This is a genomic window from Curtobacterium sp. PhB190, assembly GCF_004365385.1.
Lineage (GTDB): Bacteria > Actinomycetota > Actinomycetes > Actinomycetales > Microbacteriaceae > Curtobacterium.
In genome coordinates, this window is sequence record NZ_SODN01000008.1 from 219,249 (window position 1) to 232,566 (window position 13,318).

The following is a 13,318-nucleotide window of genomic DNA, read 5'->3' on the forward strand; positions in this document are numbered from 1 at the left end:
CAGCCGTGCGGGTCCTGGTCGTCGACGACGAAGCAGCCCTCGCCGACCTCGTCGCGAAGGGCCTGTCGCGGCAGGACATGGCCGTCGACGTCGCCTACCGCGGCGACGACGCCGACGAACTGCTGGCGGTGAACGACTACGACGTCGTGGTGCTCGACCGTGACGTCCCAGGGGTGCACGGCGACGAGGTCGCACGTCGGCTGGCATCGCGCGGCAGCCTGACCCGCATCCTCATGCTCACCGCGGCGGCGACCCTGACCGACCGCGTCAACGGGCTCGAACTCGGCGCGGACGACTACCTCGCGAAGCCCTTCGAGTACCCGGAACTGGTCGCCCGGGTGCGCGCGCTCGGTCGGCGCAGCGTGGCCCCGGTCGCGCCCGTGCTCGAACGCGTCGGGATCGTCCTCGACACGAACCGTCGGATGGTCACCCGTGACGGCCGACCGCTCGACCTGACCTCGAAGGAACTCGGGGTGCTCGAGGCGCTCCTGCGAGCCGACGGTCGCATCGTCTCCGCCGAGGAACTGCTCGAGAAGGTCTGGGACATGAACATCGACCCGTTCACCGCTGCCGTACGGGTGACGATGTCGAAGCTCCGCAAGAAGCTCGGCCGCCCCGATCCGATCCGGACGGTCCCGGGCGAGGGCTACGCGCTGTGAGACGGGTCCGGCGGACCTGGAGCATCCGGGCCCGCACGGCGCTGACGTTCGCGCTCGCGGCGATGGCGCTCGCCACCGGGGTGGTGGTGTTCTCGAACGTGATGTCCCTGGCCGGGGTCGGTGCGGGTCTCGACACGACGGCGATCCGCGGTGCCTCCCCGGCGGAGACGTTCGTGACCGCCTCGCCGGTGCCGATCGGCGAGCGCTCGGCAGCGAACGACGCACCACCCTCCACCACGGTCGCGGTGGTCCGGCTCGTCGCCGTGCAGCAGTGGCAGTGGTCCGCGATCGGCATCGCCGGGGCGGGCCTCGTCGCCGGTGGCGTCGGGTGGCTGGTGAGCAGGCGCATGCTCCGACCGATCGACCGGATCACCGCGACGGCGAACCGGATCACGGCGTCGAACCTGCACGAACGCATCGCACTCGAGGGCCCGGACGACGAACTCCGACGGTTGTCCGGCACCGTCGACGACCTGCTCGACCGGCTGCAGACCGCGTTCGAGAGCCAGCGACGGTTCGTCGCGCAGGCGTCGCACGAACTCCGGACCCCGCTCGCGGTCCAGCGTGCCGCGATGCAGATCGGGTTGCACGACGGTGCCGGCGCCGATGACGTCCGAGTGGTGCGCGAGGAACTGCTCGAGCAGAACCGGCGCACCGAGCACCTCGTCGAGTCCTTGCTCGTGCTCGCGGAGGCCGATCGAGGGCTCGCAGGCGTCGGGACGTCGATCGACCTCGTGGCCATCGCCGACGAGGTCGTCGCGGGAGCCGCCGGGAGTGCGCACGAGGCGGGCGTGACCATCACCCACGAGGGCCGAGCCGCGCCTCCTGGCAGACCCACCATCACGGGTGAGCCGATGCTCGTCCGGCAGTTGCTCGTCAACCTCGTCGGCAACGCCGTCGAGTACAACGAAGCCGGCGGCTTCGTCCGCGTCACCACGCGCGGTGACGGCCTCGTCGTGGAGAACTCCGGGCCGGTCGTGCCGGACGAGGTCGCGCCACTGCTCGTCGAACCGTTCCGACGCTGCCCCGAGGTCGCATCCGGCGGTCGGCACAGCGGCCTCGGCCTGTCGATCGTCGCGTCCATCGTGCACGCGCACGGGTGGCGACTCGTCGTCACCGCGCGCCGTGAGGGCGGCCTGCGCATCGACGTTTCGTCGGTGTGACCCCACGCGTACCGGGGACGAAACACCGGGTCCGCTGTGCTGGTCCCATGAAGCCATCCACGAAACACTCCACCACCACCACCACCACCACCACCACCACCATCGTCGCCGTCGCCGCAGCCGTCGTGCTCCTGCCCGGCCTCCTCGCCGGCTGTTCCGGAGCGCCGTCGACCGACTCGACCGACACGGCCTCGGGCGGCGGCAAGGGGGCCGGGGCCTCGCTCGCGTCCTGCATGCGTGACCACGGGTACGACATGCCGGATCCGTCGTCGGATGGGAGCACCCTGTCCCTGTCGGCTCCCGACGGCATCGACGACGAACAGTGGAAGGCGGACCTGCAGGAGTGCATGGGCGACGCCGGAGCCGGTGAGGGGTTCCAGGCGGCGAAGCCCGCCGGGACGCCGGAACAGCGGAAGCAGATCGCGGAGTGCATCCGTGAGAACGGGTTCGCCGACTACCCCGACGGTGACGATGCGATGTCCACGTACCGGCCCGACGACCAGGACGCGTTCCAGGACGCGTCGTCGACGTGCTTCGACGAGGTCCTGGGCAAGGGCGGCAGCTCCGGTTCGAACACGACGGTGCAGCCGTGACCACCGTCCTGACCAGGCGTCGAGCGCTCGTCACGAGCGCGTGCCTCGTCGCGGTGCTCGCCGCAGGTGCTGGCACGTGGGCGTTCATCGACCTGCAGGCCGCGCCGTCCTCGGCAGCAGCCGATTCCGGCAATCAGCAGCACCCGACCGCCGCGGTCACGAAGGGCGACCTGACGGACTCGAAGGTGTTCGCCGGGACCCTCGGGTACGGCACGGCCACCGGGGTCCCCGGCGCCGCCTCGGGCACGCTGACCTGGCTCCCCGCGCCCGGGCAGGTCATCAGGAGCGACGAGTTCCTGTACGCGGTCGACGAGCGCGGGGTGCGGGCGATGCACGGCACGGTGCCGATGTGGCGCTCGCTCGAACGCGGGCTGACGGGCACCGATGTGCAGCAGCTCAACGACAACCTCGCCGCGCTCGGGTACGACGTCGCGCAGGACGACTCCTTCGGCCCGCGGACGCAGCGCGCCGTGCGGCAGTGGCAGGAGGACCGGGGGCAGGAGGTCACCGGCGTGCTGACCTCGGCGGACATCGCGTTCGTCGACGGGGACGTGCGTGTCGCGACCGTCGACGGGAAGCTCGGCCAGCCGGCGGAGGGAGGGAGCGGCGACGTGCTCTCCGTCACGAGCACGAAGCGCATCGTCGTCGCCACCGTCTCCCAGCGCGACGCCGAACGGCTCGCGGTCGGCACGGAGGTGCGGGTCCGGATCAACGGCGCCGGGGCACCGATGACGGGCGAGGTCACCGACGTCCAACCGAGCTCGGGAGACGACGCCGGGTCCAAGGTCGACGTGTCCGTCGCGTTCGACCCCGGCTCGCGACGGCTGCCCGCTGCGGCGTCCGCGCAGATCGACGCCGCGGGAGCCACCGAGAAGGACGTCCTCTCCGTGTCGGTCGCGGCACTCGTGACGACGGGGAACGGCGCGTACGCGGTGGACGTGGTGCGGCGCGACGGCACGACGAAGCGGGTTCCCGTGACCCCCGGGTTCATCGCCGACGGCCGGATCGCGATCACCGGGAACGTCGCGGAAGGCGACCGCGTGGTGGTGCCGGGATGAGCGGCACGGGGCCGGTCCTCGCCCTGCGCGAGGTCACGAAGACCTACGGCGACGTCGGCGCGCTCCGCGGGGTGACGCTCGACGTCGCCGCCGGGGAGCTCGTCGCGGTCGTCGGTCCGTCCGGGTCCGGCAAGTCCACGATGCTCAACATCGTCGGGACCCTCGACCGTCCCACGCAGGGCTCGGTGTCGATCGCCGGGAACGACGTCGCGACCATGTCCGACAACGCCTTGTCCGCGCTGCGAGCTGAGCACGTCGGCTTCGTGTTCCAGCAGTTCCACCTGCAGGCCGGTGCCACCGCGGCGGAGAACGTCGCCGACGGGCTCCTGTACTCGGCGACCGGGCGACGTGAACGGCGCCGACGCGCCCACGAGGCCCTGGAACGAGTCGGCCTCGGGCACCGCACCGACCACCGCCCGACCCAGCTCTCCGGGGGTGAGAAGCAGCGCGTGGCCATCGCCCGCGCGATCGTCGGGAACCCCACGATCCTGCTCGCCGACGAGCCGACCGGCGCGCTGGACTCCGCCTCCGGTGCGGCGATCGTGACGCTCCTGCGTGCGTTGAACGCCACCGGCACCACGGTCCTCGTCATCACGCACGACCTGGGCCTCGCAGCCTCGTTGCCGCGGCAGGTCCGGATGCGTGACGGTCTGGTGGAGCACGACTCGGCGGTCGGGCCGGCTGGGGACATCGCCGCTGCCATCGGTGGCGGCCGGTGACCGGCGTGCGAGCACGGTTGGGTGCCGCTGACCTGCTCCGGCTCGGGGTGTTCGGGCTGCGCACCAGACCCGGCCGTGTCGTCCTGTCGGCGCTCGGCATCGCGATCGGCATCGCCGCGATGATCGCCGTCGTCGGGATCTCGTCGTCGAGCAAGGCGAAGCTCGACCAGGTGCTCGACGCCCTCGGCACGAACGTGCTCACCGCCACGCAGGCCCAGGGGTTCGGTGACGTGCCGCCGTTGCCGTCCACCGCACTCGAGTCGGCACTCCGCCAGGACGACGTGCAGTCGGCTGCCGCGGTCGGCACCGTGGTCGACGCGGCCGTATACCGCAACGAGTTCATCCCGCCGCCGGAGACGAAGGGCATCGGCGTGATGGCGGCTTGGGGCGACGTGCCGCGCGTGCTCGGCGGCGAGCTCGGGTCCGGGCGCTGGATCGATGACTCGGTCGTGGCTCCGCCGCAGGTGGTGCTCGGTGCGGCCGCCGCGTCGGCACTCGGCATCGACCGGGTCCGTGCCGACAGCCGCGTCTGGATCGGCGGGCAGTGGGTGCAGGTGGTCGGGATCCTGGAGCCGATCGCGCTCGCCGACGACCTGGACAGCCAGGTGTTCGTCCCCCGCGGCCTCGCCCGGCAGCTCGGGTTCGACGGGGCGCCGACCGCCGTCTACACCCGCGTCGACCCGTCGCGAGTCGCACCGGCACGGGACATCCTGGCGAATGCGATCAGCCCGGGGTCCCCGCAGGACGTCGGCGTGACCCGACCGTCCGACGCGCTCGCCGCGAAGGACGCCACCGACGACTCGTTCACCGGGTTGCTGGTCGGCATCGGCGGCGTGGCGCTGCTCGTCGGCGGCATCGGCGTCGCGAACACGATGGTGATCACCGTGCTGGAACGTCGTGCCGAGGTCGGGGTGCGGAGAGCCCTCGGAGCGCGGCGGCGGAACATCCGCGACCAGTTCCTGGTCGAGTCGTTGCTGCTGTCGTTCCTGGGCGGGGTGGCCGGTGTGGTGATCGGGGTCGGGGTGACGGTCGCCTTCGCCCTGGCGCAGGGGTGGCCGGTGGCGATCCCGCTGTGGGCCGTCGGCGGCGGGCTCGGCGCGACCGTCGTGATCGGCGGAGTGTCCGGGTGGTACCCGGCCGCGCGCGCAGCGCGCATCCCACCGACGTCCGCCCTGGCGGCCGTCTGAGGCCGTGGTGGTGATCCGGGAGGCCCGGTGCCGGTCTGCGGGACCGGTACCGGGCCTCCCGGTCGTTCCGTCCACCCCGTCGACGCGTGGCGCAGATCATGCCTGGTCATGACCAGTCGCGTCAAGCGTTGGCGACGATCTGTTCGCCATCCGTGATCCCCCGGAAACACGCGGATCGAACCCGCTCACAGGGACCGATCCAACGGTTGACAAGGGCTCTCGGAAGGTCTTCTATTGCGAATACGCAACGACCTTTCATAAAGGCCGGACCAAGGGAGTCAACGTGACACGCACGCGTTTCGCCGCACTCGGTGCGCTCGGCCTGGCGGCCGCGCTCGCCCTCACCGGGTGCTCCGCCGGAAGCAACGGAGCTTCCGACGGTGGCACGAAGGCCATCGGCACACCCGATGGCAAGGGCAAGACCATCACCGTCTGGATGATGAACGGCGACCTGAGCGACAAGGTCCTCGACGCAGCTCAGAAGCAGTTCACGAAGGACACCGGGGCGAAGGTGAAGATCCAGACCCAGCAGTGGGACGGGATCACCACGAAGCTCACCACGGCGCTCGCCCAGGACGACGCCCCGGACGTGGTCGACCTCGGCAACACCCAGGTGCCGGTCTACGCAGCGGCCGGCGGTCTCATGGACCTGACGCCGTACCGCGACGAACTCAAGGACGGCCAGACCTGGCTCACCGGGCTCGAGGGGCCGGCCACGGTGGACGACAAGCTCTACGGTGCTCCGCTGTTCGCCGGCAACCGTGCCGTCGTCTACAACAAGAAGGTCTGGAAGGACGCCGGCGTCACCGACGTGCCGACCACCTACGACGAGCTCACCGCCGACCTGGACAAGGTCAAGGCCGCCAACACGGCGAGCGACTTCTCCGCCTTCTACATGCCCGGCCAGTACTGGTACGGCGGGCTGCAGTGGGTCTGGGATGCCGGCGGCGAGATCGCCTCCGACAAGGACGGCAAGTGGACCGGGAAGCTCGACTCCGACGACGCCGTGCAGGGCCTGACGGCGTGGAAGACGTTCCAGAACGACTACTCCGCGAAGTCGACGCAGGACATCAACACCGACAAGCCCTCGCAGAGCGACGTCTTCGCGCAGGGCAACACCTCGGCGTTCCTCGGCTCGGCGTGGGAGATCGGTTCGATCACCACCGCGAAGCCGGCGCTCGCCGACCAGATCGGCACGTTCCCGATGCCCTCGCAGACGGACGGCAAGACGCAGCCGGTGTTCCTCGGTGGCTCCGACCTCGGGATCCCGGCGAAGGCCGCCAACCAGGACCTCGCGCTGTACTACCTGAAGATCCTGACCTCGAAGGAGTTCCAGCAGGACCAGGTGTTCGGCGTGGACGGCTGGGAGCCGAACTCGACCGAGCTGCTCGACGCCGTGGCCGACGACGTCGACACCCTGCACAAGCCGTACTTCGCGGCAGCGGGCACGAGCCGTCCGACCCCGGCGACGCCGGGCTGGGCGACCATCGAGGGCGACGCGTCGTTCCAGTCGATGTTCGCGGACATCGCCACCGGGCGGAAGTCGCCGGAGCAGGCCGCCGAGGGCTTCTCGAAGCACCTCACGACCGCGCTGAACGCGCAGCAGTAGTCGATGACCTCCACTGCAGAGCAGGCGACCGGTTCGGAGCAGTCCGAGCCGGTCGCCGGCGGCGGGGGGACCGGGGGCGCGGGCACCGGGGGCACCGGCGGTGCCGGGTCGGGGCGGCCGGTCCGTCCCGGCCGCGGGGCGCGTCGTCGGTCGGCGGTGGCGTCGCGCGCACCGCTCGTCCTGCTGGCGCCCGCGGCGATCCTGCTGCTCGCGCTCGTCGTCTACCCGCTCGTCCGGCTCGTCGTCATCTCGTTCCAGGACTACGGACTCAGGGCGATCTTCACCGGGGAAGCCGGGTTCGCGGGGGTCTCGAACTACACGAACGTCCTGACCGACGCCTCGTTCTGGCCGGTCATCCTGCGCACCGTCCTGGTCACCGGAGCGATGGTGCTCGGCACGATCGTCATCGGGATGGGCGTCGCGCAGCTGCTGACCCGGTTGGGCGTCGCGATGCGCACCGTGGTCAGCGTCGTGCTCGTGCTGGCCTGGGCGATGCCGAACGTCGCCTCGAGCCTGGTGTGGCAGTGGCTGTTCCAGCCCTTCTACGGCGTGCTCAACTGGCTCATCACGCAGCTGCGGGTGTTCGGCGACCACACGCAGGACAACTGGGCGTCGCACCCCGGGCAGGCGTACACGATCGTGCTCACGCTCGTGATCTGGCAGGCCGTGCCGTTCGTCGCCCTGACGCTCTACGCCGCACAGTCCCAGATCGCGCCGGAGTACTACGAGGCCGGGGCGCTCGACGGTGCCTCGACGTGGACGATGTACCGCGCGATCACGCTGCCGGCGCTCGCCCCGACGCTGCTGCTCGTGTCGATCCTGTCGGTGATCTGGGACTTCAACGTCTTCAACCAGATCTGGTTGCTCACGAGGGGTGGTCCGGAAGAGGCCACCCTGACGCTCGGCATCTGGACGTTCGTGAAGTCGTTCGTCTCCAACGCGTACGGCCAGGGCGCCGCGATCGCCGTCATCTCTACCGTGATCCTCGGCGCGCTCACCAGCTACTACATCCGCCGGCTCGTCCGCAGCGGGGAGGAGGACCTGTGACCGTCTCGAATGCTGCGCCGGTGCGGGCGCGGAAGCGGAAGCCGCGCGTGGTGGCGAACACCATCGCGGTGGTGTTCTGCCTGGTGTGGGTGTTCCCGATCTACTGGATGGTGAACACCGCCTTCAAGCCGGCGGACGAGGTCACCACCATGACCCCGATCTGGGCACCGCTGCACCCCACGCTCGACAACTTCACGCGCGCGCTCACCCAAGAGGGCTTCCTCGTCTACCTGCGGAACTCGACCATCGTCGTGGTGGCCGCCGTGCTGCTGTCGATCGTGGTCGGGTTCCTGGCGTCGGCGGCGCTGTCGCGGTTCCGGTTCCGCGGGCGGCGGGCGATCCTGGTCGGCATCCTGTTCGTGCAGATGATCCCGTCGGGCGCACTGCTCATCCCGCTGTTCCTGTCGTTCCAGACGCTCGGTCTGCTCAACAGCTACGTCGGGCTGATCCTGGCGTACGTCGCGAGCGTGCTGCCGTTCTCGATCTGGGTGATGCGCGGGTTCTTCGTAGCTGTACCCGTCGAGATCGAGGAGGCCGCGAAGGTCGACGGGGCCGGCACCTTCCGGATCCTGTGGAGCGTGCTGTTCCCGCTCGTGATGCCGGGAGTCATCGCCACGAGCGTGTTCGCGTTCATCGCGGCGTGGAACGACTACCTGATCGCGTACGTGATGCTCAAGGACCAGGGGATGTACACGCTGCCGGTCTGGCTCGCGGGCTTCTCGACGAACAAGGGCACGGACTTCGGCGGGCTGATGGCGGCGAGCGTGCTGTTCTCGATCCCCGTGGTCGTCTTCTTCCTCATCGTGCAGCGTCGCCTGGTCAGCGGCATGACCGCGGGAGCCGTCAAGGGCTGACGCGCTCGACCGAACACCCCGTCGCACACGCGGCGGGGTGTTCGTGCGTGTGGGGCGTTCGTGCGTGTGCCGTCCGTCGAGGTTCCACGACATGCCGCGTGCTGGACGCCGAGGTTCCACGGACGGGCTGTGGGCGCCGCGAGATGCCGAGATTTCGGAACCTCGGGGGAGGGGGCGGGGACGGAGCGGGGGAGCGGGACGAGTGCGGGTGGTTGTGTTTGTGTGGGTTTGTGGCTTATGGTTCCTGAAACCCACGGGAACGAAGGAGTTCGGGCATGTACGCAACCGAGCGGCACGACGCGATCGCAGCAGCGCTGCAGGACGCCGGCCGGGTCTCCGTCGCCGATCTGGCCGAGCACTTCGACGTCACCACCGAGACCGTGCGCCGTGACCTCGACACCCTCGAGTCCGCCGGGGTCCTGCGCCGCGTGCACGGGGGAGCGGTGCCCATCGGCCGCTCGAGCGTCGTCGAACTCTCCGTCGCCGAGCGCGAAGGGCAGCACGGTTCCGCGAAGTCCGAGATCGCCCGAGCCGCGATGCGCCTGGTGCCCTCGACCTTCACCGGCTCGATCGCGATCGACGCCGGCACCACCTGCGCCGCCGCCGCCGCCGAACTCGCACGCTGGGAGCCCGCCACCGCCGGCGCGACCCTCACCGTCATCACGAACTCCGTCCCGATCGCCGCGACCCTGCAGCACAGCGAGCACGTCGAGCTGCACCTGCTCGGTGGCCGGGTGCGCGGGGTCACGAGCGCCGCCGTCGGGACCGCCACCGTCGAGCAGATCAGCGCCCTGCGGCCCGACATCGCGTTCGTCGGCACGAACGGCCTGTCCGCCGGCTTCGGGCTGAGCACCCCGGACGAGTACGAGGCCGCGGTCAAGGGCGCCTACGTCCTCGCCGCCCGCCGAGCCGTCGTGCTCGCCGACGCCGCGAAGCACGGGGTCGAGGCCCTGATGCGCTTCGCCCGGCTCGACGAGATCGACACCGTGGTCACCGACCAGGAGCCGCCGGCCGACCTCGCCGGCGCCCTGACCGACGCCGACGTCGAGGTCGTCGTCGCATGAGCCGCCGCATCGTCACCGTCACGCCGAACCCGAGCCTCGACCGCACCATCGAGCTCTCCGGCGAACTGCAGCGCGGCGCCGTCCAGCGTGCCATCCGCTCCACCGCGGAGCCCGGCGGCAAGGGCGTCAACGTGTCCCGCGTCGTGGTCGCGAGCGGTGGGGACACCATCGCCGTGCTGCCCGGCGACGAGCTCGACCCCGTGCTGCTCGGCCTCGCCACGCGCGGCATCCCGACCGCCGCCCTGCCGATCGGTGCGCCGCTCCGCTCGAACGTCACCGTGACCGAGCCGACCGGCACCACCACGAAGCTCAACGAGCCCGGTCCCTCGCTCGCCGGCCGGCTGGACGACCTGGCCGACCTGGTCGCCGACACGGCCGCGGCGACCGCCACCGGACCCGCCGCCCGCTGGGTGGTCTTCGCCGGATCGCTCCCGCCCGGACTCCCCGACGACGCGCTCGCCGTGCTCGTCCGCGCCGTCCGCGCACGCCACGGTGAGGACGTCCGGATCGCGGTCGACTCGTCCGGCGTCCCGTTCACCGCACTGCTGCAGTCCGGCGAGCGGATCGACCTGGTCAAGCCGAACGCCGAGGAGCTCGCCGAGGTCGTCGGCGGCGACCCCGACACCTACGAGCAGGACCTCGACGCCGCCGTGGCCGCTGCCGAGCGGTTACGCGACCGGAACGTCGGCTCGGTGCTGCTGACCCTCGGCAGCGCCGGCGCCGTACTGGTGTCGGACGAGGGCGCCTTCGCCGCCGCAGCACCGCGGATCGTCGCCCGCTCCACCGTCGGCGCGGGGGACTCCTCGCTCGCGGGCTACCTGCTCGCCGAGGTGGCCGGAGCGTCCCCCGAGCAGCGCCTCGCCCAGGCCGTCGCGACCGGAGCCGCCGCCGCAGCCCTGCCCGGCAGCGACGTGCCGGCCCTCGACCACACCGACCCGACGGCGATCTCGGTCCGGGTGCTCACGACGCACCCGGCACCCGAGCCCGCCTGACCCCGCCCGAACACCCCCACTCCACGAACACCCCCACTCCCCGAACACCTGCACGACCCGCGCGATCAGCGCCATTGCGAAGGAGCAAGCACATGTCCGCAGACTCGAGTCCGCGCCTCATCAGCGCCCAGCTCGTCGGCCTCGACGAGGACCTCGGTGCCACCTCGGCCGACGTCATCCGCGTCCTCGCCGACCGCGTCGCCGCGACCGGCCGCGCCGCCGACGGCCGGGTCCTGGCCGAGGACGCCATCAAGCGTGAGGCCAGCGTCGGCACCGGGGTTCCCGGCGGCATCGCGATCCCGCACGCCCGATCGGCGTCGGTGTCCGAGCCGACCCTGGCGTTCGCGCGTCTCGCCCGGAAGGTGTCGTTCGGCGCCCCGGACGGCGACGCCGACATCGTGTTCATGATCGCCGTACCCGAAGGGGCCGACAAGGACCACCTGACGGTCCTCTCGACCCTGGCCCGTGCGCTCATCCGCGACGACTTCACCGCCGCCCTGCGCGCCGCAGCCACCCCGGACGAGATCGTCCAGCTCGTCGACCGCGAGGTGAGCGGCGAGGTGTCCGAAGCCGGCGTCGGGAAGGCGAGCAGCGCCTCCAGTCCGACCGCCGCACCCGCGCCGGGCCGCAAGGTCTTCGTCGGCGTCACCGCCTGCCCGACCGGCATCGCGCACACCTACATGGCGGCCGACGCCCTCGTCGCCGCGGCGCAGCGCGCCGGTGCCGAGATGCACGTCGAGACCCAGGGGTCCTCGCAGGTCGAGCCCCTCGACCCGGCCCTCATCGCCCGCGCCGACGCCGTCGTGTTCGCGGTCGACGTCGACGTCCGCGACCGCGGTCGCTTCGCCGGCAAGCCGCTCGTCTCGGGCCCCGTCAAGCGCGGCGTCGACGAGCCCGACAAGATGATCGCCGAGGCCATCCGTGCCTCGGACGACCCGAACGCCGCACGCGTCCAGGGCGGTGCAGCCGTCGACGGTGCGTCCACCGCCAAGAACGAGCACTTCGGCCAAGCGCTCAAGCGCTGGCTGCTCACCGGCGTCAGCTACATGATCCCGTTCGTCGCGGGCGGCGGGCTGCTCATCGCGCTCGGCTTCCTGCTCGCCGGCTACGGCATCGCGCTCACCCACGGTGACGACGGCGTGAACAACGCGGTCTTCGCGCTCCAGCACTACAACCTGGTCGACCTGCCGCCGGAGGGGCTGCGCTACTACCTCGGTGCCGCCGCGTTCCAGATCGGCTCCGTGTCGCTCGGCTTCCTCGTCGCAGCGCTCGCCGGGTACATCGCCTACGCCATGGCCGACCGACCCGGCATCGCGCCCGGCTTCGTCGCCGGTTCCATCGCCGTCTTCATGAACGCCGGGTTCCTCGGTGGCCTGATCGGTGGCCTCATCGCCGGTGCCGCGGCGTACTGGATCGGTCGCATCCCGACCTGGCGCTGGCTGCGTGGCCTGATGCCCGTCGTGATCATCCCGCTGTTCGCCTCGATCATCGCCTCCGGCCTCATGCTGCTCGTGCTCGGTGGACCGATCGCCTGGCTCATGACCCAGCTGACCGAGTTCCTCAACTCGCTGTCCGGCGCCTCGGCGATCCTGCTCGGCATCATCCTCGGCCTGATGATGGCCTTCGACCTCGGCGGCCCGGTCAACAAGGTCGCCTACGCGTTCGCCGTCGCCGGGCTCGGCGCCGGGACCGCCACCAACGTCGTGCCGTTCGAGATCATGGCTGCCGTGATGGCTGCCGGCATGGTGCCGCCGCTCGCCCTGGCACTCGCGTCGACCGTCCTGTACCGCAAGGGCTTCACGAAGCCCGAGCGCGAGAACGGCAAGGCCGCCTGGCTGCTCGGGGCGTCCTTCATCTCCGAGGGAGCGATCCCGTTCGCCGCAGCCGACCCGCTGCGCGTCATCCCGGCGTCGATGGTCGGTGCCGCGGTCACGGGTGCGATCTCGATGGCGGCCGGTGTGACCTCGCGGGCGCCGCACGGTGGGATCTTCGTGTTCTTCGCCATCGGGGACGTCGCGATGTTCATCGTCGCGATCCTGGCCGGCACGATCGTGTCCGCGCTGGTGCTCGTCGGGCTGAAGAAGTTCGTGCGCCGGGCCCCGGCGGCGGACGCCGCCGTGTCCGAGACGGCAGACGACCGCGTGGCCGTCGCCGTGTAGTCGACGTCACCACCTGTCGGACGGGCGCGCCCCGCTCAGCGGCAACGCGAAGCGTTGCGCGGGGCGCGCCGACCGAGCTTGCGAGGGAGGGGTGCCAGCTGGCACCGGGCCTCCCGTCCGTCCGCGGTCGCACCCACCCCGTGAGGTTCCGAGATCTCGGAACCTCGGGGGCATGCGCGGCCGTTCGTGGAACCTCGGCGGAAGTGAGCGGCGG

Annotated in this window: 12 protein-coding genes; all 12 read left to right on the forward strand. The window is 71.2% G+C overall.

Annotation, left to right across the window (positions count from 1 at the left end; genetic code table 11):
• Positions 1–5: 5 nt before the first annotated feature.
• The 12 genes from EDF47_RS14905 to EDF47_RS14960 all read left to right on the forward strand — a co-directional run bounded on the left by EDF47_RS14905 (position 6) and on the right by EDF47_RS14960 (position 13,104).
• Positions 6–659 (forward strand): response regulator transcription factor, encoded by a 654-nt coding sequence (locus tag EDF47_RS14905; protein WP_123937429.1) that lies wholly within the window; start codon positions 6–8, stop codon positions 657–659.
• Positions 656–1,822 carry an ATP-binding protein gene (locus EDF47_RS14910; protein ID WP_132100709.1) on the forward strand — a complete coding sequence of 389 codons (1,167 nt, stop codon included), beginning with the start codon at positions 656–658 and terminating at the stop codon, positions 1,820–1,822. Before EDF47_RS14905 ends, EDF47_RS14910 begins: the two co-directional genes overlap by 4 nt.
• Positions 1,823–1,869: 47 nt before the next feature.
• Positions 1,870–2,415, forward strand: coding sequence for a hypothetical protein (locus EDF47_RS14915; protein ID WP_133937475.1), 546 nt, complete (start codon positions 1,870–1,872; stop codon positions 2,413–2,415).
• A complete protein-coding gene (locus EDF47_RS14920; RefSeq protein ID WP_133937473.1) occupies positions 2,412–3,473 on the forward strand; it encodes a peptidoglycan-binding protein in 1,062 nt (353 codons plus the stop codon). The genes EDF47_RS14915 and EDF47_RS14920 overlap by 4 nt, the downstream gene beginning before the upstream one ends.
• Positions 3,470–4,192, forward strand: a complete 723-nt coding sequence (locus EDF47_RS14925) for an ABC transporter ATP-binding protein (protein ID WP_131847068.1) — start codon at positions 3,470–3,472, stop codon at positions 4,190–4,192. The genes EDF47_RS14920 and EDF47_RS14925 overlap by 4 nt, the downstream gene beginning before the upstream one ends.
• Positions 4,189–5,379 carry an ABC transporter permease gene (locus EDF47_RS14930; protein ID WP_243692484.1) on the forward strand — a complete coding sequence of 397 codons (1,191 nt, stop codon included), beginning with the start codon at positions 4,189–4,191 and terminating at the stop codon, positions 5,377–5,379. The genes EDF47_RS14925 and EDF47_RS14930 overlap by 4 nt, the downstream gene beginning before the upstream one ends.
• 283 nt (positions 5,380–5,662) lie before the next feature.
• Positions 5,663–6,988: a sugar ABC transporter substrate-binding protein gene (locus EDF47_RS14935; RefSeq protein ID WP_131881211.1), complete on the forward strand. Its 1,326-nt coding sequence runs from the start codon at positions 5,663–5,665 to the stop codon at positions 6,986–6,988.
• A 3-nt stretch (positions 6,989–6,991) separates the two neighbouring features.
• Entirely contained in the window at positions 6,992–8,035 is a 1,044-nt protein-coding gene (locus tag EDF47_RS14940; protein ID WP_131881209.1) for a sugar ABC transporter permease, read from the forward strand.
• A complete protein-coding gene (locus EDF47_RS14945; RefSeq protein WP_243650121.1) occupies positions 8,032–8,889 on the forward strand; it encodes a carbohydrate ABC transporter permease in 858 nt (285 codons plus the stop codon). The genes EDF47_RS14940 and EDF47_RS14945 overlap by 4 nt, the downstream gene beginning before the upstream one ends.
• Positions 8,890–9,164: 275 nt before the next feature.
• Complete coding sequence (locus EDF47_RS14950; protein ID WP_131881207.1) at positions 9,165–9,953, forward strand: DeoR/GlpR family DNA-binding transcription regulator; 789 nt, start codon at positions 9,165–9,167, stop codon at positions 9,951–9,953.
• Entirely contained in the window at positions 9,950–10,945 is a 996-nt protein-coding gene (locus tag EDF47_RS14955; RefSeq protein ID WP_123937436.1) for a hexose kinase, read from the forward strand. Before EDF47_RS14950 ends, EDF47_RS14955 begins: the two co-directional genes overlap by 4 nt.
• Positions 10,946–11,037: 92 nt before the next feature.
• A complete protein-coding gene (locus EDF47_RS14960) occupies positions 11,038–13,104 on the forward strand; it encodes a fructose-specific PTS transporter subunit EIIC (RefSeq protein WP_123937437.1) in 2,067 nt (688 codons plus the stop codon).
• The last annotated feature ends 214 nt before the right edge of the window (positions 13,105–13,318 follow it).

Bases quoted from the DNA above. Each gene is read 5' to 3' on its own strand.
- EDF47_RS14955 (WP_123937436.1), top strand. From the start codon at position 9,950: ATGAGCCGCCGCATCGTCACCGTCACGCCGAACCCGAGCCTCGACCGC.
- EDF47_RS14940 (WP_131881209.1), top strand. From the start codon at position 6,992: ATGACCTCCACTGCAGAGCAGGCGACCGGTTCGGAGCAGTCCGAGCCG.
- EDF47_RS14960 (WP_123937437.1), top strand. From the start codon at position 11,038: ATGTCCGCAGACTCGAGTCCGCGCCTCATCAGCGCCCAGCTCGTCGGC.
- EDF47_RS14925 (WP_131847068.1), top strand. From the start codon at position 3,470: ATGAGCGGCACGGGGCCGGTCCTCGCCCTGCGCGAGGTCACGAAGACC.
- EDF47_RS14915 (WP_133937475.1), top strand. From the start codon at position 1,870: ATGAAGCCATCCACGAAACACTCCACCACCACCACCACCACCACCACC.
- EDF47_RS14950 (WP_131881207.1), top strand. From the start codon at position 9,165: ATGTACGCAACCGAGCGGCACGACGCGATCGCAGCAGCGCTGCAGGAC.